This is a genomic window from Enterococcus casseliflavus (genome assembly GCF_029215545.1).
Taxonomy (GTDB): Bacteria; Bacillota; Bacilli; order Lactobacillales; family Enterococcaceae; genus Enterococcus_D; species Enterococcus_D casseliflavus.
On record NZ_CP119393.1, the window covers coordinates 139,321 to 160,989 of the forward strand.

Annotated in this window: 15 protein-coding genes; 14 read left to right on the forward strand and 1 reads right to left on the reverse strand. The window is 34.2% G+C overall.

Going from position 1 to position 21,669, the window contains the following annotated elements:
• Positions 1-62: 62 nt before the first annotated feature.
• Positions 63-914, reverse strand: a complete 852-nt coding sequence (locus P0G38_RS00660; RefSeq protein WP_159161217.1) for an Rgg/GadR/MutR family transcriptional regulator — start codon at positions 912-914, stop codon at positions 63-65.
• A 260-nt stretch (positions 915-1,174) separates the two neighbouring features.
• Between P0G38_RS00660 and P0G38_RS00665 the strand changes: the two genes are divergently transcribed.
• The 14 genes from P0G38_RS00665 (at position 1,175) to P0G38_RS00730 (ending at position 21,662) form a co-directional block, all read left to right on the forward strand.
• Positions 1,175-1,321, forward strand: coding sequence for a hypothetical protein (locus P0G38_RS00665; RefSeq protein WP_159161216.1), 147 nt, complete (start codon positions 1,175-1,177; stop codon positions 1,319-1,321).
• A gap of 66 nt (positions 1,322-1,387) precedes the next feature.
• Complete coding sequence (locus tag P0G38_RS00670; RefSeq protein WP_159161215.1) at positions 1,388-2,674, forward strand: radical SAM/SPASM domain-containing protein; 1,287 nt, start codon at positions 1,388-1,390, stop codon at positions 2,672-2,674.
• Positions 2,658-3,476 (forward strand): hypothetical protein, encoded by an 819-nt coding sequence (locus tag P0G38_RS00675; RefSeq protein WP_159161214.1) that lies wholly within the window; start codon positions 2,658-2,660, stop codon positions 3,474-3,476. The genes P0G38_RS00670 and P0G38_RS00675 overlap by 17 nt, the downstream gene beginning before the upstream one ends.
• A complete protein-coding gene (locus P0G38_RS00680; protein ID WP_159161213.1) occupies positions 3,469-4,407 on the forward strand; it encodes a radical SAM protein in 939 nt (312 codons plus the stop codon). The genes P0G38_RS00675 and P0G38_RS00680 overlap by 8 nt, the downstream gene beginning before the upstream one ends.
• Positions 4,400-5,974 carry an ATP-binding cassette domain-containing protein gene (locus tag P0G38_RS00685; protein ID WP_275853625.1) on the forward strand — a complete coding sequence of 525 codons (1,575 nt, stop codon included), beginning with the start codon at positions 4,400-4,402 and terminating at the stop codon, positions 5,972-5,974. Before P0G38_RS00680 ends, P0G38_RS00685 begins: the two co-directional genes overlap by 8 nt.
• A complete protein-coding gene (locus tag P0G38_RS00690; RefSeq protein WP_275853627.1) occupies positions 5,971-6,900 on the forward strand; it encodes a ThiF family adenylyltransferase in 930 nt (309 codons plus the stop codon). Before P0G38_RS00685 ends, P0G38_RS00690 begins: the two co-directional genes overlap by 4 nt.
• A gap of 306 nt (positions 6,901-7,206) precedes the next feature.
• The gene (locus P0G38_RS00695; protein ID WP_275853629.1) at positions 7,207-10,707 is read left to right on the forward strand and encodes a hypothetical protein; all 3,501 of its coding nucleotides are present in this window, start codon (positions 7,207-7,209) and stop codon (positions 10,705-10,707) included.
• Positions 10,700-12,850 (forward strand): hypothetical protein, encoded by a 2,151-nt coding sequence (locus P0G38_RS00700; protein WP_275853631.1) that lies wholly within the window; start codon positions 10,700-10,702, stop codon positions 12,848-12,850. The genes P0G38_RS00695 and P0G38_RS00700 overlap by 8 nt, the downstream gene beginning before the upstream one ends.
• A gap of 557 nt (positions 12,851-13,407) precedes the next feature.
• On the forward strand, positions 13,408-14,595 hold the full coding sequence (locus P0G38_RS00705; RefSeq protein ID WP_086338809.1) for an MFS transporter: 1,188 nt from the start codon (positions 13,408-13,410) through the stop codon (positions 14,593-14,595).
• 865 nt (positions 14,596-15,460) lie between these two features.
• Positions 15,461-16,453, forward strand: a complete 993-nt coding sequence (locus P0G38_RS00710) for an ABC transporter permease (protein WP_005233042.1) — start codon at positions 15,461-15,463, stop codon at positions 16,451-16,453.
• Between the two features lie 15 nt (positions 16,454-16,468).
• Positions 16,469-17,353, forward strand: coding sequence for a carbohydrate ABC transporter permease (locus tag P0G38_RS00715; RefSeq protein ID WP_005230433.1), 885 nt, complete (start codon positions 16,469-16,471; stop codon positions 17,351-17,353).
• A 48-nt stretch (positions 17,354-17,401) separates the two neighbouring features.
• Positions 17,402-19,009 carry an ABC transporter substrate-binding protein gene (locus P0G38_RS00720; protein ID WP_061053451.1) on the forward strand — a complete coding sequence of 536 codons (1,608 nt, stop codon included), beginning with the start codon at positions 17,402-17,404 and terminating at the stop codon, positions 19,007-19,009.
• Complete coding sequence (locus P0G38_RS00725) at positions 19,010-20,494, forward strand: glycoside hydrolase family 32 protein (RefSeq protein ID WP_002323464.1); 1,485 nt, start codon at positions 19,010-19,012, stop codon at positions 20,492-20,494.
• A 175-nt stretch (positions 20,495-20,669) separates the two neighbouring features.
• The gene (locus P0G38_RS00730; protein WP_002323463.1) at positions 20,670-21,662 is read left to right on the forward strand and encodes a LacI family DNA-binding transcriptional regulator; all 993 of its coding nucleotides are present in this window, start codon (positions 20,670-20,672) and stop codon (positions 21,660-21,662) included.
• Positions 21,663-21,669 lie beyond the last annotated feature (7 nt).

Here is a 21,669-nt window from a genome sequence, read left to right on the forward strand (position 1 = left end):
GGTTTCTGCTTAGTTCAGTCTTTTGTCCATCGGTACATAAAAGGAAATAGGTAAGCATTTAATTAAGAAGAGAAAACTGCCCATTCTTTTTTCACATGCTCTAAAATATCGTTTTCTTCGGTCATTTCCAACAAGAGAAAACCTTCACAAGCTATTTTGTAATCATCTATGCAGATAGCATAACGTACTTTGGCAATCGACAAATAGTCATATCGTTTCGCTTCTTTTCCTAGATCGATTGCTTCTTTGAGTAGAGGAATTGCAACTTCTTTATGGTTGTTCTGAATCAAAAGTAATCCTACATTTAATAGAATAGATAGTCTAATTGTAATCATAGGGGTAAATTTTTCATATTTTTCAACCGTTTCAAGCAGTTTTGGAAGAAACGAAAGGACGGTTTCTATCGGAAAGTAATACATAAAGCTATTAATTAGACGAAGCTCGCTATAGTACCATTCATCCATTTTTGACAATTTAGACCAGACATCACTTATGATGATTTTTGGTAAACAATCGATTTGCTCAATCTGGTCATTAGTCAGTAGAGTGAGACTTTGAATGATTTTCATCAAGTTTCTTATAAAAATATCGTCTGCTGTTTTCAAATATTTATTTCCTTTTTCAAGTAACCTGAAAAGTTGAGCAGTTTCTAAGTTCGACGTTTGTCTAAAGAAAAGAGTAATAATTTCATCCCTTAAATCATAGCTGAAGTCATTACATACAAATTGAAACTCTTCTTCACTCATATCAATTTGCAACAACAGATAGACCATCGTGTCATAGGAAGGTGAAAGTTTATTATTTTCGAATTTTGACAAGGTTGTTCTAGAAATGCTGGTGCCACAAACCTCGTTTTGACTTAACCCTTTACTCTTTCGTATCTTTTTGTAAATACTTCCTGCATCCCATCTCATAAACAACCTCCTTAAAAAGTGAGTACTCTGTACAAAATTAATTTCTCTAAAGAAAGTGTAATATGCTTTTTCAAAAAAAGAAAGGGTGAATTTTATGCATATTATACTATCTTTGTGTATATCTAGTCTTACATTATGGTTAATTGGCGGGTAAAAGAGTGATTAATCTTTACAGAAAGTAGTTGGAAAATAAAATCTTGTTAATCTGAAGGTAGTTGGTGTACATCTATCGCCAACAAAAATTTAAGGAGGTGTGTATTATGACAACGAAAGTAAAAAAAGAAACAAAAGTACAGTTTACTTTCAAAAAAGTAAACCCAGCATTCGTATCTGATACACAGAAACCCAAAGCTTCAATCATAACTTGTGGCACTTGTCATTGTAGTGGAGCCCCAACCAGAAGTTAATGAAGCTTAAGGAGCTCACTATACGAAAGATAGTGGGCTTTTCTTTAAATTGTGAGGAGGAGTTCAATGTTTTGGTTTAATACAAACTTTTTATTGGTAAAGGAATATGGCAATAAAAATTTTTTCTTGTTCAATAAAATAAGTGAAGAAAAAGAGAAAATGAATGAAGATATGTTTAATTTACTTATAGAGTTAAGTTATGAACATATTATGACAGAGGAGATTATAGAGTATCTTCGTAAAATAGACGTACTAGATGAATTAATTCAAAAGGAAGTTCTAGTTTCATATTGCACAACAAAAATGGATATAGTCTTTATCCAAGAAAATTATAGTGTGAACCGTATTTTTTTGGAAGTTAGTCAAAAATGTAACTTAAGATGTAGTCATTGTTATAATGAATCTTCAGTATTGATGGAGGATGCTTTATCTTATAGTGATATAAAAGGTTTAATTGACAACGCTAAAGGACAAGGGTGCTATATTTTTCAAATTACAGGTGGTGAGCCCTTGATTAGGAAAGATATAGAGGAAATTATTGACTATATAGGAAGAAACGGATTCAAAATTACTATCTTTACTAATCTGACGTTCTTACCCAAAAGGATAGTGGCTCTTTTAAGTAAGTACAGTATAAAAATTGTAACTAGTATCGATTTCATTGATCCCCAAAAACACGATGCTTTTAGAGGGAAAACGGGTGCTTTAAATACTACTATAAAAAACATAAAAAAATTAAAAAATGAGTCAATCGAAGTAAGAGTAAATATGATGATTGATAACAAAGATGATACTGAACTCGAGAGTATTATCAACTTTTTAAAATTAGATTTAAAAGTTCCCTATATAGCAGATGTGATTATACCTACAGGAAGAGGGCGAAATAGAAACAATTTAACGGAATTGTGGGAAAATTCATTTAAATATAAACAAATTGCAGTAGATGCTGTTCTGAATGACCATAAGTTAGATTTAAGTAAAAAAATAGAGTGTAACATAGCTTGCATATATGCCAACGATTGTGGTGTTGGTAAAAGTTTTTTGTTTGTGGATAGTCATGGCAATGTAACTATTTGTCCATCTATGCGAAAAACTCACAATGAACAATTTTGGTTTGGGAATTTAAAAGAAGATTCTTTTGAAACGATTATGCATAACTTTAAAAACAAGCATATAAATGTCTCTTGTAAATTTGAACAAGAATGTGTTTACTCAAAGCAATGCTTAGGAGGTTGTCGTTCTCGAGCATACCATTTTTTAGGGGATGTTCAAGAAGTTGATCCTATCATGTGTAGTATTTATCAAAATGAAAAGTCTGAGATGATGGAGTGGAAAAATGAGATTTACCGATGAAGAATATGCTATTTTAACTATTGAAGCTGAACTTCTTGAAAGAGATGAGGACAAAGAAAAACTTTGCAATTTGGTTGAGTTTAATTTTGCCAGTATTAATATAAAAAACTCTCGGAATGTGAACCTAAACTTTGCTGAGTTAAAAAATATATTTACCTCAAACAATATTAATATTGAATGTAACCTGAAAAATCTTCAAAATATGCCAATTTTGAGTAGAAACCAAAGTTATAGCTTAACGCTCGATTATGAAATGATCCAACCAAATTTATGTTTTCGAGATAATAAAAATTTATCTTTCATAAACCTTCCATTAAATTTATCTCGGGATTACGATAAAGATAAAATCGAGAAATTTATAATTTGTAATCAACACGTCATTATCTTTGATCCTTTTTTTTATAAAAATGAAATAGCCATTGATAAGTATGCCAATTTTCTTGAATGGATATTTAAAATGCCATACGAGAATATACGATTATCTAATAATCATATACATGTGAATTCCCTTAGACAACACCCTTGTCATATAGGTGCCTGTAGTGCGAAGGAATGCCATATGAAGAAAACTGGATTACCTAAAAATATATACCTTAAATTTGATTATGGAATTTATATTTTCTCGGACTGTAATATTGGTAATTTGAAGTATGACAATTTAAAGGATTTACTGCATGATAGTCAAGAAAATTATTTGAATATAAATGGAAAAATCTTTACAGAGGAAATACTGAACTATCCGTATGAGTTTTTTCCTTGGAAAGAATATTTTATCAAATATTGGAGGGCTGAGTATGCCTAACATAGTAGAAACTGCTATTTTTCCAATTACTAACAGGTGTAATCTTCGTTGTAATTTCTGCTTTGCATCTGCTCAGTATTCGAATAAAGATAAAATGGATCTTAGTTACTTTGAAAACAAAATTAATGAATTAAAAGACTATGGTTTGAAGAAAGTAATTCTTACAGGGGGAGAACCTACAATCCATCCAGATTTTTATAAATTCTTGAAAGTAACAAACAATTTTTCTTTGCCGGTTCAAGTATTAACAAATGGCACAACTACATTAGATAAAGAAATATATCAAAACGAATATATAAGTCATTTTGTCGTGAGTATTGATGGAGAAAGTGAAACACACGATTTTTTGCGTGGAAAGAAAGGTGCTTATGAAAGGACTGTTAAATTTCTTGAACATCTCCCTAAAAAAATCCCATTTTCTACGACAATGACTGTTTCTGAAAAAAATATTTCAGAAATAGAAGCTGTTTATCTGCTTTCAATCAGTTTAGGAGCACAGTCAATCACAATTAATCCTGTTATTCCAGATGGTAAGGCAGCTCATATCGAACAAGGTATAGAAGTACATGAGAAGATATTTGAAGAAATAAAAAGAGTATATCAAAAATATTTTTTTAAAATTCCCATTTATACATCCCTATGTACAAGAGAAAAACTGAAGCACTATTTGAATCCGATAGTTACAAATTTATTTAGAACTTTATGGATTGGAAACAATGATATATATTCACATTTTCCTCTACCTAGTGAAGAAAATGATATTTATTCGCTTGGATTGCTAGATAGTAAAATAAAAGAATCTACTTTCTATCGTTTTCTATTGATGAATAATGAGATGAATAATATTGATAATCCAAATGGAGTAATAGATCAGCACCAAATGTTGAAAGATCAGTATAAAAGATACATATTGGGGGTAAATAATGTTTAGACTTTTATTGAAAAAAAATAAATATTTGGGTTTCTTATCGATATTCTTTTTAGTATGTTACTCAGCGTATAGTCCTATTTTATCAAAATTAATTCAATACAATATGTCTGTCGCAGAAGGTAAGTACGCTTTAGATCTGGTTAGATTGACAACAATAAATCTGAGTGTATTGATTCTTTTGTGTCTAGTTAATTGGTTTTCACAATATTTTTCAATTAAATTTTATTCTCGTTCACAAAACGAGTTAAATCAATTGTTTTACAGCAAAGCTGCTAAACATGTGACAGAAGAATTAAAGGTTTCAAAACTAATCAAGGTATTTAGTAATGACATCCCTTTAATCGTGGATAATTATATTCCTTCATTGATTAGTTTAATATATTTTGGTTTGTCATTTAGCTTTGGTGCGATTCTTATTTTCTCTTTAAACAAAATTATTCTGTGCTATCTGATTCTTATTGCTGTTTGTTCGTTACTCGTCTCGAAAAAAATGTCAAACAAGATATCCCCTTCTCAAAAGAAATACAATGATAGTTTGGGAAATAACTCAGACGTTTTGCTAGATATTTTTGATCACTCCATAATTAGAAAAGTATTTTTTCTAGATAATTTTTTGGAAAAACGGTTTGCTTCTTCGAGTGAACAGAGTGCAAAAAAAATGTTTGTATTAAAAAAAGAAAAGTCAATCGTAACTGTCTCAAATGATTCGTTTGCTTGGCTATTACAAATTGGTATGTATGTCATTGGTGCTATTCTCATTACACAAAAGAGCTTATCTTTTGCGGAATTGATTGCTATCACACAAGCTGCTGGTACAATTACAACACCTATTTTCTGGTTTTCCAATACGCTAGCAGATATTTACTCTTCAAAGGAAATTCGACAAGAAATGATGGAGTTTTTGCAATCAGAAGATTCACAAAAGCGGGAGGATTTCCATTCTGTTATAGATAAAGTAGAAATGAAAAATGTAACTTTTCTTATGGAAAACAAACGAGAAGTTGGTCCAAATAGTTTTATTTTGGAGAAAGGAAATTCTTATGCAATGATAGGGAAAAATGGTAGCGGAAAGTCAACGATATATGCTGCTTTGATGCTGGCTAATAATAAATATCGTGGAGAAATTTTGATTAATGGTAAAAACATCCAACATTTGAAAAAAGAAGGCTATTTTTCTCAAATCAGTGCCGTGACACAAAACATAAAACTATACAACGGTAGTGTAATCGACAACATTACAGGCTTTTCTAGCGATGTGAATGAAGAGAAACTACGTAAGATAAAAAAATTGTTTATTAATGAGCAGGATGAATTTTTCTCGAAAGAGGTTAGCGCCCTTAGTGGTGGTCAAAAGCAAATGGTCTCAATTGCCAGAGCTTTGTATAAAGACGCGTCATTTTTAATTATGGATGAGCCTTTTTCTGCTTTGGACAAAGTAATGGAGGAAGTTGTGCTGGACTATTTGCTTAAGATTGACGATAAAATAGTTTTACTAACCTTGCATCATTTTGACCAGTTAGTATTAGATAAATTTAGTGATGTAGTGATTATTGGAGAAAGTATATGAAAATTGGATTGAAAAACCATATCACAGTCGAGAGAGACAAAAACTTTTTTTATTTTATTAATAGAGAAACTTTGAAAATTGCGCATTTTGAAGGAATAGAACAAATGGTTGAATCTCTTATAGAAGGAGTAGACACCGTAGTTCTGGAAAGAATGGATCCAGACTATTGTTTGTTGATAGATAAATTAAATGAGATGAGGATGTTAACTTATCTTTTTGAGGATGAGGAAACCATAACAAATCGACAACTTTACTATTTAAGTGATTTTACTGTTAATCCTAAAGCAGTGCAAGAGTATTTGAGCACTCTTCACATTGCAATCATAGGATTAGGCGGAATTGGATCAATGGTGTTGCATCAGTTATTATGTTCGGGTATAAAAAACTACACTTTAGTTGATTATGATCATGTTGAATTAACTAATTTGAATAGACAAATGGTTTACTATCCAAGTGATATTGGCAAAAAGAAAACGGATAAGTGCGAAGAATTGGTCAAAGAATATTATTGTGATTCAGAAATTTTAAAAATTGATAAAAAGATCAATACCATTCATGATTTCAAGAAATGTGTAGACATTCAACACCCAGATATAGTTGTCGTAGCTATTGATCAACCTAATGGGCTACCTCAAAAAATAACTGAATATTGTTCAGAGCAACATATTCCATGTATAGAAGGTGGAGTAGGAATCAATTTTGGGATTATTCATTTTAATGCTATGCGTAAGCCGAAATATAGCGTACAAAGAAGTCAAATAAGATCTGAAATACCGAAAGCATCTTTTTGTCCAACTAATTTGATTACGGCTGCTTTTATTGCTTATGATATTATTCATTATTTTATTGGGGAAGATACGTTTTCCTATCAAAATAATTTTGTCATTGATTTTTATAAGAAAAATTTATTTGTAGGTGGTACTTAAGAAGGCTAAAAAATGAATGTTAGGAGACTATTTATTTTTTTTTCAAATTAAGGAATGGATTTGCATATTTTTATGAGAGTGTGTCGATATAACAGACTAAGATACTTACACAGACCAAAAGTTTATTTTTTCAAAAATATTGTTAAAAACAATGAGTTTCTTATTTTTATTGAATAAAAAATCACGTTTGGTAAAATAATAGAAATAAGCTTAATAAGAAGCATTGTGGGGAGAGTTAAATATACAAATTTCAAGAAGCACATCTTGCTGAAAATTTTAGAATAATTATTGAATAGGGGGAGTCATATGAAATATAGAGATCTAAAAGGGGTAATGGAATATAGTAGAGGACTGTTCTTATACGATCCACCTACGGGAAAGGGAAAGAGCTACGCGGCAAGAAATTTGCTTTATCGTAACAGTAAAGCAGGAAATAAAAAGCAAATTTTCATAACAAATAATATTAAAAATTTATCATCCGAAGAAATGAAAGCGTTATACAAATCTGATGGTCGAGAGTGCTGTTTTAAGAAAGAAGTGCTTCATGTAAAATCGAACGTTGATTTTGTGTTAGAGAATTTAAATGAGATGTTGGCATATCCTGATAAGTATAAAACAGACATCTATCATAAAATAGTAAATGCGATTAATGAGTATAAGAATGAATCAGGCGAAAGAAAACGTCAGTTGCATACTTTTATTAGAGAAGATTTGGAACCCGAATTTAGAAGAGAACTAAAGAAATTAGTACTGCACGATCTTCCCTCAAAATTGGAAGAACGCCAAAAAATTGTAAGCAGGAGTGATGAGTGGGCGTGGTTAAGAACTTTATATCCAACTGCCGATATTTGGAACTATAGTATTTTCTTTATGACAGTTAAAAAGTTTATTCAAGTTGTTGATCCAATTGTTGATGCGAGCTTTATTTTTATGAATTCTGATTTTACAGAAGATGCCACAATCGTTATCGATGAGTTTGATGAAACGAAGCAAGTTTTACTAAATGAGATTGTAGAATCTGCTATGAAGTCTAAAAGCAACTTGCTTGATTCCTTCAGAAGAATACATTCAACTTTAACAAATCCTAGGAACGTAAAAATTATACAAAAGTATGATAAAGAATTGAATAGAGGTTTTCTCGTTGGTAAAGGCGATGGATTTCCTGGGTTAATTGAAGAAGTAGAAGGAATTTATGAGGATAATCGCTTAGATCTTTCATATAAAACCATAGATACTGGTACCAATTCGGTCAAAGTCGTTTTCTTTGATGGCGATAATCATTATTCTTATGATGCGGAAAATAATTTGACTTCTGGCATTGTTAACGAACAGAAAGAGCAAGTGGAATTATCTTTTGTTTCAAAAGTAGAATACAGTGAGTCGGTAAAAAGCGGGGTGCAGATGAAACCTTTAAATACAATAAAGATATTGTACAACTTTGTTGAAAAATTTCATTACGCTGTTACACAATGGGCACAGATTTTAAGAACCAATACTAATGCGAATCGCAACATAAACGATAGTCGCATGACCAGAAATCAATCTATCGAGTCTTTGTATCGACTGTTCCACTTTCCGGAGGATGAAATAAAGCGCTTGTTGAATCGAAAAGTAGCGAACCAACTGAATCATAACAGTTATTATTTTGACGAAACAAAAATAACTATGCGTTGGTATGAATATGTTGATTCAGATAGCAGATATTTTGAAACGATGATCCAAATTTTAAGTATTGATGATATTCCAGAATCAGCAATTGTTTCATTGGCAAGTCGCGCACGAGTGATTGGCCTTTCGGCAACAGCAATGGTTCCTACTATACTTGGTAACTACGATCTAAGAAGAATACAGAAACAGTTAGGTACAGATTTTCATATTGCAACGCAACAGAAAAATTTGATATCACAAGAAACAATGCAAGAATATAGTCAGCAGTATTCATTGTACGAAAAAAACAGAATCTTATTTGATACATATAGTTTCGATAAATATTTTGATGAACCATTTTCAAAAAGAAAAATAAAAAATATAATTTCTGAATTTAAGGAAGTCGATGACGAAACATTATTAGAAAAACTTGCCGTTGAGATATCAACAGATATCGAAAATGCAGTAAGCCAAATCAAGGAGAAAGAGACTTCTTACTTTGCTGATCGATACATGGAGGTCGTTGAATCGTTTTGTATTTTTATTAATTCTTCCCAATACCAGTCAATACTAGCATTACAAACAGCATTACCAAAACAAAATCATCCTGAATTTGATGAAACTATCTTATTAAAAATTTTCAACGCACTTGTAGCTTATTATGAAATAACCGTAGGCATTTTTATTTTGAAGGGCGATCACTTTGAGAAGAAAAAAGAAGAAATGTTAACTAGACTTTCAGGCGGGGAAAAATTGTATATATTGACATCATATGCGACTACTGGAGCTGGTCAAAATCTCCAATACAAAGCTTGTGAGCCCGAAGCTATTGTTAGGATGGAAACATCACTTACTAAAGATGATTTGCAAACAATAATGAAAGATATTGATGGTGTTTACTTAGGAAATATCACTTACCTACTTTCCTATCTGAATGTAGATGTCCCATGGGAAATGTTGAATAAGCAGGTTCTTTATTTGCTTTTGGAAATTGAGTATTTGTATACAGGAGGTGAGATCGATCTAGGCTATAAAAATGAACTTATTGATAGTATTTTAAAAGTTTATGCGACAAGACAATCGCGCAAGCTCAATACTAGAGAACTTTCTAAAACAATAAGTGTCCGTTTGAAAGCTACCAAACTAGTTATTCAGGCTGTTGGTCGAATCACACGAACAACCAATAAATCCAATCGTATCTTATTTTTGATCTCTCCGAAATTACTCGGAAACATTACTGAATCAGGTCTAAATACCAAGCTCATAACTCCTGAGATGGCAGCAGTTCTAGCACATAAAAAAGAAAAATGGTTAGAACCAGTTGTGGATGCCGAAGTACAAAGAAATAGAAGAAACAATTTAGTTATGAAAAATGCAGCTAACTATCTAAATAAGCTTCTTAAAAGTATCCACCACAGTGAGCAAGCACGAGAAGAGTGGCGATTAATACGAAGAAGACTCTTGACTAACCCAACCTTGGACTACTTACCTAATGACGAGTTAGCAAGTGCCTATATTGAGAGCCCTGGAGGAATGGCAGACTCTTACTATTATGCAAAAGATGATTATGGGAATTATTACTTAGGAAAGACAAAGTTAGAAGTGGAAAAGCTTGGAGGAAAGAAAGAACAGTCGATTTTTCGAGTGTCAAAAGAAAATACTAATTTACCTATACTTTTGAAGTATCCGAGAATGAAGGAGTTGTTTAAAGAAGAAGGTTATTCTAAAACATTTTCCGAAGCACCATTTATGGTAAATCCTATTTTCTTTCAAGCCATACTTAAGGGAGCTTACGGGGAGATAGCTGGGAAGTTTATTGTTGAAGCCGAATTGGAAACGACATTGCACGAAATAAGAACGGATGCAGCTTTTGAGTTATTTGATTATCGTGATGATTCAGGAAATTATTATGACTTTAAAAATTGGAATTTAACGTTTGAAGTTTCACTGGAAGAGTCAAGAGAAAAGGTACGTAGTAAATTTTGCGATATAGGTGGGAAACATGCGTGGATAATTAATTTAATTGATACTAGCGGAAATTTTCATTTTGATATGACAAATGACAAAAAAATTATTGAAATTGCTGGTTTAATTGATCTAAACGGTCAAAGTATATTAAAAAAACAGGCACGAATGATATGGGGGGAACTAAGTGAATAAAGAAGCGCAGTTATATCATAATCAATGGAATATACAGTTTCATTTTGAACGATTGGACCAAGATTTTTATTTCTATACGATTATCAATAAAGAAGGACATAAAGAATTCAACTCTGTTTGCACAAAAATTCCATTGTACTGGTCGCAAGTACTCAATCTTAAAATAATATCAGGTCAAGCATTCTTTCTACTGAAGAAAAGCGATCAGAACTCAGATTTTTTAGATGAAATTTCAGTTTTTTTCGGGAAAATACCAATTGATATTTTCCTAACAAAAAGTTATAACGTTTTCTATCAAGGGAGATATCCTGACGCTGAAAAAAATTTTTTTCCCTTAAAATGCTTAATTCTTGGAATACTTCCAAGGTTAAGTGACAGAAACGGTTGGGGCCAGATTGATGGACATACTTGTTTTTTTCTTCCCAAAAAAGAGGGCAGTTGGCATCGTAAAAATTCAATAATGGGTGTAATGATCGAACCGTTATTTGAAAATAACCGCTTCAAATTACGAGCGAGAAATTTTACAAAATTAACTGAGTTTAATCGAGAAAAAACTACTAAATTTTATATTTGGGAAGACAAGAAAGGCATATTGAAGCAAATAAAGAATGCTTCTATAGATATGAATGAGAAAGTTTTTTCAAATCGTGCAGTTCCTAGTATGAGAGCATCTGTGAACCATTTAGATTTAAAATCGCATACAGATTTTCTTAAATCAAAAACGGGGATTTTATACTCATTCATGGAAGAAATGAAAACCCATATGTCTGATTATATGACAGTAACCATTTCAACAATGGATGATGTTGCGTATAGTTCAGCAAAACGTGCGAGTAATAAAAACAAAAAATTATATACAGATTATTTTTCAGGAAAAACAATTTATCTGATTGATTTAGTAAAAACTTCTGAATCAAAAGATATTTTGAGTAAAACGTTAGAATTATTAACTACAATGAAAGGATGTGAAGAGATTCATTTCCAGTATTCTGATGATGTCCGAGAAGGCTATAACATAGCTTTGCTTCATAATCTGGAGTATTACCAATTCCAAGAGGAATCAAATGTAGAAGATCCTTATATAGTGATGCAACCTGGAAAAATTATCCAACACATTACAATCGAGGACTTTGATTTTTTGAGTACAAATGAGAAGCAAAAAGAAACTCTGTTATTTAAATTATTCCACGAACTTATATTAAAGGAAGTAAATGATCAAAAGCAGTTAAACGAATTAACATTGTTAGACTTTTTTAACACAGATGATATCTGGACTTTTGGCTGTTATGTTCGAGAGCAAGACAGTGAGTATGGACTATGTGTACTAAAGATAGCGAAGGGAGGAGTGCTGGAATATATTTATTACTCCTCAGACAACGTGAAAAACAGGGTTTCTCCACTGCTGGTCAAGCTAGAAAATCTACGATGCAAACGAAAAAAACCTTATGATAAGTATGAAAATTACAGCAAGGTTGCAGGTTTTGTTATGAAAAATGAGCATTCTTTAGCTATGATCTATGAAACAGACATGACAACGATTGCAGATTATCAATACATCCATGATATTCTTTTGGATACTAAGACTGTAGACAAGGATGTTAGCACTGCTAAACTAAAGGAAGTTGTTTATGACTTCTTAGAGGAAAACCCGCATCATCCAAACATCCAAAAGGGCAAGCTATTTTATGAGCATCTATTGAAGTTAGGATATATTGAAAAAGTTGGACTAATTAAGGAAGGGTATGATTTAAGGGGAAACCCATCCATTTTCAAAGCAATAAATGAAGAGATTCATAATAAGCTAGGTTATTATATTTGGCCACCTATCCGAACCGTAGAATATCAAGAAGTCTATAGAAATCTCTTAAATATCAACTTATTTCGAGATTCAAATTCATCTGGGCTAACTTTTTACTTCGCGGGATTTGCTAATAATATATCGAATAGCCCTGTAGCGAGGACAACAAGAATGAGAGAATTTTTAGTAAGCGGTACCCCAAAATTACAATTTAAAGAGATTGTTAAGTTATTTGATTTTGATATGGTGAGGAATGGTTCAATGACAGTCTATCCATTTCCATTTAAACTAATTAGAGAACACACTGATAACCTGAAAAGAATAAATACAGAAAAAAAGTCCTAATTTGTTTAAAAGACCTAAATACCTTGAATATCTTATTAAACCGTGGCATCTGTAAGTGATAAAGACTTGAAGAAGATATACGTTAGCAAAAACTAATTATCAGTCAATCGATAACTTAAGAATGAATATACACAAACTAAGTCATTAAGAAACGAATCCGATATTATAAGATATAGAAAACAAAAGATAAATAATATTTTATTGCTTATCTTCTATTTTCATGGGTATGCAAAGAGCCTTTCCATAACAGACTATATAAATATTTCTATTAAATATTTTAAAGCAAATAAAAATCCTTTTTTGTTGAAAAGATAAGAGATGATGCTACAGCTTGATAGTTATCGCAAAATAATTAGTTGATTATTATGTTGTTTTATAATGGAGATCGCTGAAGATTATTAAGTTACCAGATTAGAAAAGCTAAATTAAACTATCCCACAAGAAATAGAGGGGGCCCGAACAATGAATCAGTCAAAATAAAATCCTTTACTTAGCAAATGGCGATCAATAACTAGAAAAACGAGCAATCGTTATTTCTAAGTAAAGGTGGAAAACAAATGAAGAAGAATCAGGGATTTACCCAATTGATCATTGGCCAAACAGTGGCGAATGTCGGGGATACCATTTATATTGTGGCAATTATCAGTTCTATTTTTAGCTGGACGGACTCTGCTTTGGCAGCGGCGCTTGTCCCAGTGCTAGTAACAGGAGGTGGTGTCATTTCCGGCTTTCTCTCACCGGTCATCACGAGTTATTTTCGCTTAGAACAAGTGCTGAAGGTCAGCCAGATGTGCAAAACAGCCTTACTCTTTTTTATGACCGCGTATCTCTATCTGAAAGCTGAAACGATGAATCTATTGGTTTTATATTGCCTTGTCGCATTGATTTCGTTTTTGGACGGCTGTTCAGAACCAATTAGTCGTGCCTTGATCCCGAAATATGTGGAAAAGCATCGCCTCGTCAAAGCCAATGGAATATTCAATTCGATGCTTCAAACAGTCAACATCGGCAGCTGGGCGATCGGAACCTCCTTGCTGCTAGTATTTTCTGTTCATCAGTTGGTTTTATTAGACAGCTTTCTGTTTCTAAGTTCCTCGATAGTATTAGCGTTTTTGCCTAGAACGACTCGAGAAAAAAACGAAAAGCAGCCATTAGGACACCAGTTGTTTATTGGCTGGCGCTGGATTATGAAAGATCCTCTGGTTCGGGTGATCGTTGGTATGGACATGCTGGAAAGTATCGCCAATACAGCCTGGGTGTCCGCGATTGTGTTAGTATTCGTCCGAGAAGTGATGCAGGCACCTGATGCTTGGTGGGGCTATATCAACGCCACTTATTTTGTTGGTGCGTTGCTAGGAAGTGCGCTGGTGATGCGATTTTCCGAGCGGTTTGATAAAAACAAACGAACAGCGATTGTAATGGGCGCTGTCTTGGGCGGACTGATCACCGTTGCCGTTGCCCTATCAAGCGACCGCTTTTTGATTCTAGGACTATCCGTTTTAATCGGGCTCTTTTCCCAGATCAAAAATATTCCACAAGCCTCATTAATCCAACAAAAAGTAGCAGCCGATCGATTGGTTGCCATCTACGCTGCCTCAGGCATCTTAAATTCCGGTGTTTTTGCTTTATTCACCTTGTTGATGGGACAGGTAGCAGATGTTTTTGATGTACGGTGGGTGTTTGTTCTTTCCGGCAGTTTATTGCTTCTAGTGGGGCTGATTGCAGGGAAGCTTAAAGTTAGTTAAAAGTAAGAGAGATAGTAGTCAAGAGAAACTCTTTTTTACTAAGTTCTATAAGATAAAACTAGCTTTAACGGTTAGCTTAGATAATGGTACACACAGGAAGATGAAAAAGTAATTACGGCTAGTTAGGAATAGTCCCTGACTAGCTTTTTGTGTGGTGATCTAAACGTTCTTACATCGAGAATACAATGATTATTGTAGATTTGATCGGTAGCTAATAACAGATCATTCATATGCAAAAGCATTTCGTGGCTGAATGTTGAGATTGACTAAGTATGGGGCTGCTATAGGAGGAAAGCGCAAGCATCTCTATATAAAACTTGATTACTTGAAAAAAAAAGCTTGGTATTGATTTGGAGTAAACTCACAATTTTTTTGAATATCTTTAGTTTTCCGAGATTCCCCTAAAAAGCTCATCTAACAGCTCCTAACCTTATATACATTTACATATCTAACTCTTATCTTTTCGATTTTAGTTAGTTAAAACGCAAAAAATAAATGTGAATCCGAGCTATTTTTAAGTAATTAACCAGATAATCTTCCGATTGGAACGGTTAAATAGTGAATAATACTTAGAAAAAAGATTATGTGATGCAAGTTGTGATAAGTAAATTCATAAAAGAAGAATGCAAGAAAAGTAGAGAAAAAATAGGATTAATGAAATAATCGAGATCTTTAATTTTTAACAATTTTCGTAAATCATAAATGAATTGACGGAAGCTTAGTGTGGGTGAAAGAATAATTACAAAAAAATATTGACTTAAAAAAATGGCTATGGTAATCTATAAACGAAAATAGTGGGAACGTTTCCAAAATGCATCTTCGTTAAATTTTTATTTTTTTAAACGAAAATGGAAACGTTTCTAAAATGTATTGGGAGGAGATTGAATTGGAAAAGACATTGGGACCAGGTGGTGAGATAAGGGCGGTACAACGGGATAAAAAAAATATCTCGAAGTGGGAAAAATTAAAGAAACAATTGCGACGTGATAAGTGGATGTACTTGTTGCTCTTACCAGGTATCATCATGACGTTTATCTTTAAGTATGTGCCAATGTACGGTGCTGTGATTGCATTTAAAGACTATAATCCTATGCTAGGAATTTTGGAAAGTCCTTGGGTAGGACTAGATCACTTTAGGGAATTTATCAGTTCACCAAATTTTACGCTTTTGCTGAGCAACACATTAAAAATTAGCATTTATGGTTTATTGTTAGGTTTTTTTCCACCAATTATTTTAGCACTGAGCTTGAATCAAATTATCAATAAAAAAATAAAACAGAAAATCCAGTTGATTCTATATGCGCCGAATTTTATCTCAGTAGTTATTATCGTGGGGATGCTGTTTTTGTTCCTATCCGCAAATGGACCTATTAATGGGTTAGTAGAAAAGGTTACGGGGCAACCAATTATGTTCATGTCTAATCCAGCTTATTTCAGAACGATTTATATTTTATCGGGAATTTGGCAAGGAATCGGCTGGTCATCCATTCTTTACACCGCAACACTGGCGGGAGTCAGTACCGATTTATATGAGGCAGCAAATATCGATGGGGCAAATATTTTACAAAAGATTTGGCATATCGATTTGCCTGCATTGAGGCCTGTGATGGTGATCAGCTTCATCTTGGCCGCCGGCGGTATTATGAATGTAGGATATGAAAAAGCCTACTTGATGCAAACTTCAATGAACATCCCTGCATCAGAAATCATTTCCACTTATGTATACAAAGTCGGCTTGCAATCAGGTGATTATGCCTACTCTGCTGCTGTTGGTCTGTTCAATATGATTATTAATGTCGTTTTATTACTGATTGTCAACAATATAACCAAGCGGCTAAACGATGGTCAAGGCTTGTAATGAAAGGAGAAAATTATGAATAGTGCTTTATCAAAAATCGACCGTCAAATCTTATGGTTGAATCGAGTGATTGTAACTTTTTTAGTCGTCATCACCATTGTTCCGCTGATTTATGTACTGGTAGCTTCTTTTATGGACCCAGCTACTTTGATCAATAAAGGTATAAGCTTCAATCCGAAAGATTGGACAATACAAGGATATCAACGGGTATTTGCAGATGATTCCATTTTACGCGGTTTTGTAAATTCGTTGTTTTACTCTTTTAGCTTCAGCTTATTGACTGTATTTATTACGATGATCACTGCGTATCCTTTGTCTCGACCTAACTTGGCGGGGAAAAAGATTATTATGACTTTTTTTGTCATTACAATGTTCGTGGGTGGCGGCTTGATACCTACCTATTTATTGGTAAAGAACTTGGGCATGTTAGATAGTGTATGGGCGATTATCGTACCAGGTGCTATAAATGTGTGGAATATTATCTTAGCCCGTACCTATTTTAGTGCTTTGCCAAAAGAACTTTCTGAAGCTGCTACTATCGATGGCGCCAATGACTTGCAAATACTGTTCAAAGTCATGCTTCCATTAGCTAAACCAATTATGTTCGTATTGTTTTTATATGCCTTTGTTGGGCAATGGAACTCATATTTTGATGCCATGATTTACATCAAAGATCCCGACTTACAGCCGTTGCAACTCGTATTAAGAAATATTTTGATCCAAAACCAACCTTCACAAGACATGGTGGGAGCCAATACTGCCATGGCAGAAATGAAACAAATTGCTGAGTTGATCAAATACGCAACGATCGTCATTTCTAGTCTGCCATTAATCATAATGTATCCTTTCTTCCAAAAATATTTTGATAAAGGTGTTTTAGTTGGTTCTGTTAAAGGGTAAGTATTGTTCACAATTTGTATGAATAAAAATTATAAAGGAGATTTTAAGATGAAAGCAAAATGGATGCTGCCAATCGTTTTTACTTCCGTACTAATTTTGGGGGCTTGTGGAGGCTCAAAAGAAAAGAGTAAATCAAGCCCTGATTATGAACTAGAAAATGTCTCTTTTCCATTGAAAGAAAAAGTATCTTTAAAAATGATGTCTCAAAGTGCCCCTTTGGCTCCCAATGATCCTAATGACAAATTGATTTTCCAACGATTAGAAGAAGAGACCAATCTCCATATTGATTGGACAAACTACAGTAGTGATTTTGCCGAAAAAAGAAATTTGGATATCGCTAGTGGGGATTTACCAGATGCCATCTTCAACGCCGCTGCAGGTGACTATGATTTATTAAACTGGGCGGAAAGTGGCGTTATTGTACCGATTGAAGACTTGATCGAAGAATATATGCCAAATCTGAAGAAAATTTTTGATGAAAACCCCGAATACCGACAAATGTCTACTGCACCTGATGGTCACATTTACTCTATGCCTTGGATTGAAGAATTAGGCGAAGGAAAAGAGTCGATTCATACAGTAAATGGGATGGCTTGGATCAACAAGGAGTGGTTGGATAATTTGGGTCTTGAAATGCCGCAAACCACTGATCAGTTGATGACTGTGTTGGAGGCTTTCAAGACGCAAGATCCAAATGGTAATGGTGAAGCAGATGAAATTCCTTTTAGCTTTATTAACAATGGAGGAAACGAAGACTTAAAATTTTTAATGGGGGCATTCGGTCTAGGTGATAATGATGACCACTTAGTCGTTGATAACGATGGCCAGGTACAATTTACTGCTAACAAAGAAGGGTATAAAGAAGCCATCAAATATTTCAATGAAATGAATAATAAAGGTCTTATTGATAAAGAGGCTTTCGAACAAGATTGGAATACTTATGTTGCCAAAGGGAAAGAACATAAGTATGGCGTGTACTTTACTTGGGATAAAGCAAATATCACGGGTGCAGATGATAGTTATGACGTCTTGCCAGTCTTAGCGGGACCAGATGGAACGAAACACGTTACTCGTACGAATGGCATGGGTTTCTCAAGAGATCGTTTCGTAATTACTAGTGCGAATAAAAACTTGGAACTTACAGCTAGGTGGATAGATAAAATGTATGAACCGTTACAGTCTGTCCAAAATAACTGGGGAACCTACGGTGATGAAGCACAGGCGAATATTTTTGAATTAAAGGATGGTATGTTAAAACATTTGCCTTTAGAGGGGACAGCACCGGGGGAACTAAGACAAAAGACCGAAGCTGGAGGACCATTAGCAGTTCTTGATTCTTATTACGGCACAGTCACTACTATGCCAGATGATGCGAAGTGGCGTTTAGATTTGATGCATGACACGTATTTGCCATATATTACAGAAGACAATATCTATCCACGTGTCTTTTTAGAAAAAGAAGAAACAGATCGATTAGCAAAAATTGAAACAGATATGTGGGATTACATCTATCGCAAAAGAGCAGAGTGGATCACCGGCGGTAAAATCGATGAAGAATGGGAAGAATACCTTGCTGAATTGGAACGTGTAGGTTTGGAAGAATGGATTCAAATAAAACAAACTGGCTATGATAATTTTTTGAAGGGAGCACAATAAGTGTTAGTAGAAGAAACGGCGATTTTGGATAAAGCAAATCGATTTATTGAAATGATGCGAGGAAAAGTTAACCCTCAGTATCGACAAAACTATCATTTTTCCGCACCCATCGGGTGGATAAATGACCCCAATGGGTTTATATATTACAAAGGGCATTACCATCTCTTCTATCAATACTATCCTTACGATAGTCGATGGGGGCCCATGCATTGGGGGCATGCGCGCAGTAGTGATTTGGTCCATTGGGAAGATCTACCAGTAGCGTTAGCCCCAGATCAACCTTATGACAGCGGCGGGTGTTTCTCAGGAAGTGCAATTGAAAGAGACGGAAAACTATATTTATTTTATACAGGCTGTCAAGAAATTGATGGTATTAGCCATCAGCATCAATGTTTGGCGGTCTCTGAAGATGGTATTCATTTTAGCAAATACAGTGGTAATCCTGTGGTAGCAGAAAAACAGCTAGGTGAGAATGGGCTGATACAAGAATTTCGTGATCCTAAAGTAATTGTTCACAACGATGCTTACTATATGGTAGTAGCTACTAAATCTACACAGTCTACTGGTAGAATAGTGATGTTTCAATCGTCAGATTTGTATACTTGGCACTTTTACTCTGTGTTGCTAGAAGGGACTTCAGAGCAAGGAATAATGTGGGAATGTCCTGACTTATTCCATTTAGACGGACGAGATGTCTTAATCATGTCACCGATACAAATTAAGAAGAACGGACTGGAATATCATAATATCAGTTCTACCATGGCTTGTATTGGTGAGGTAGACTGGGAAACAGGTCAGATGATAGTTGATAATTTCCATGAAATGGATTTTGGAATGGATTTTTATGCACCACAAACAACAACAGATCCTAATGGTGGACGGGTGATGATTGCTTGGATGCAGATGTGGGATCGTACATTGCCTACACATGAGTTAGGCCATCTTTGGGCAGGCTCTATGAGTTTGCCCCGAGAGTTAAGAGTGAAAAAAAATCGATTGGTACAAAAACCCATCTCAACTGTATATAGTCATTTAGTTTATCAACAAGGCAGTGAAAATATTGCAGTGACTGACACATCAGTCGTATTTCGAAACGCGCTGTCTGATTCTTCATATTTACATCTAGTCGCAGATTTGGAGAAAGCAGAAGTTTTTACAATTGAATTACTGCGGTCTAAGACGGATTGTCTCAAACTAACTTATGACACTGCTAAACAGGTTTTTGAATTGGATCGTCAGAAACTAGGAAGAGAGCTTACAGGGGCGGAAGAAGACCCTCTGAATGTCCGAAAAGTTGAAATACCTTTGATTGATAATCAGCTCGTTCTTGAGATTTTTAGAGATACCTCATCAGTTGAAGTCTTTATTAATGGGTTAGAAGTTATGACGGCTACTTTCTATGAGCTGGAAAAAGCTCGAGATATCTTATTTCATTCGATCGGAGAAAGTCGTATTCAAGCTTTTGAAACAGCGAGTGTGAAATAAATGTTTGATTGCTTAGGCGATGAATCAATTATTTAATAGGCTTTGAAGGATAATTTTTTAGAAAAGAACAGATAGCTAGATTTCCCATGGCTTTGCTATTAGTATTTTGAAAAAATTAGTAATTTATGACAAAATTCATTATACTAAACTTGTGCAGAAATGTGAGGGATCAACTATGAAAGCAACAATGAAAGATGTCGCAAAATTAGCAGGTGTCGGAGTAGGAACTGTTTCCCGGGTATTGAATAACGGCTCTGTTAAAGCTTCTACTAGAGAAAAAGTTGAAGCAGCAATGACAGAGTTAAACTATCAACCAGATTTTTATGCCCGGGGGTTAAAGATGAAGCATACGAATACGGTTGCTTTGATTCTACCCACTGTATGGCATCCATTTTTTGGCGAATTTGCCTACCATGTAGAAACAGCATTAGAAAGACAAAACTACAAGCTTTATTTGTGTAACTCCAGTGGGAATAGTGAAAAAGAACAAGAATATATCCAGATGGTCAGCCAAAATAAAGTAGACGGCATCATTGGAATTACTTATTCAGATATCGATGAATACATTTCGAGTAATCTGCCTTTTGTTAGTATTGACCGTTATTTCACTGAAGAGGTGATTTATGTGACCGCTGACAATGCGGCCGGTGGACGTTTGGCTGCAAATGAACTTTATCGCCGAGGATGTCAGAATGTAGCATATATCGGTGGGTACCAAGAAACACCGAATGAAACGAAGAGTCGTCGAAAATATTTTGAGATCGAGTGCCGTCAACTGGGGATTTCCTATAAAGCGTTAGATATGTTAGAACCTTTAGACCATCTCTCAGAACGTGTAACAAATTTTTTGTTAGAGAATCCTGATATCGATGGGATTTTTACGATCAACGATCCGATGGCATTAGCTGTCATTGGTATGCTTGAAAAAATAGGGAAAAACGTACCAGAGGATGTCCAAGTTATCGGATTTGATGGTCAAAAGATGACAGAAGGAGACCCTTATCTCGTCTCAACAATTGCCCAACCTACAAAGCAAATGGCGGAAGTGGCAGTGGCAAAATTAATTGCTGTCATTAATGGAGAGACAGTAGAAAAACGTACCGTATTGCCGATTGAATTTGGCGAAGGTGGCACAACGAAACCTTTAGTGAGAAACGATTTTGCTTAGTGCAAAT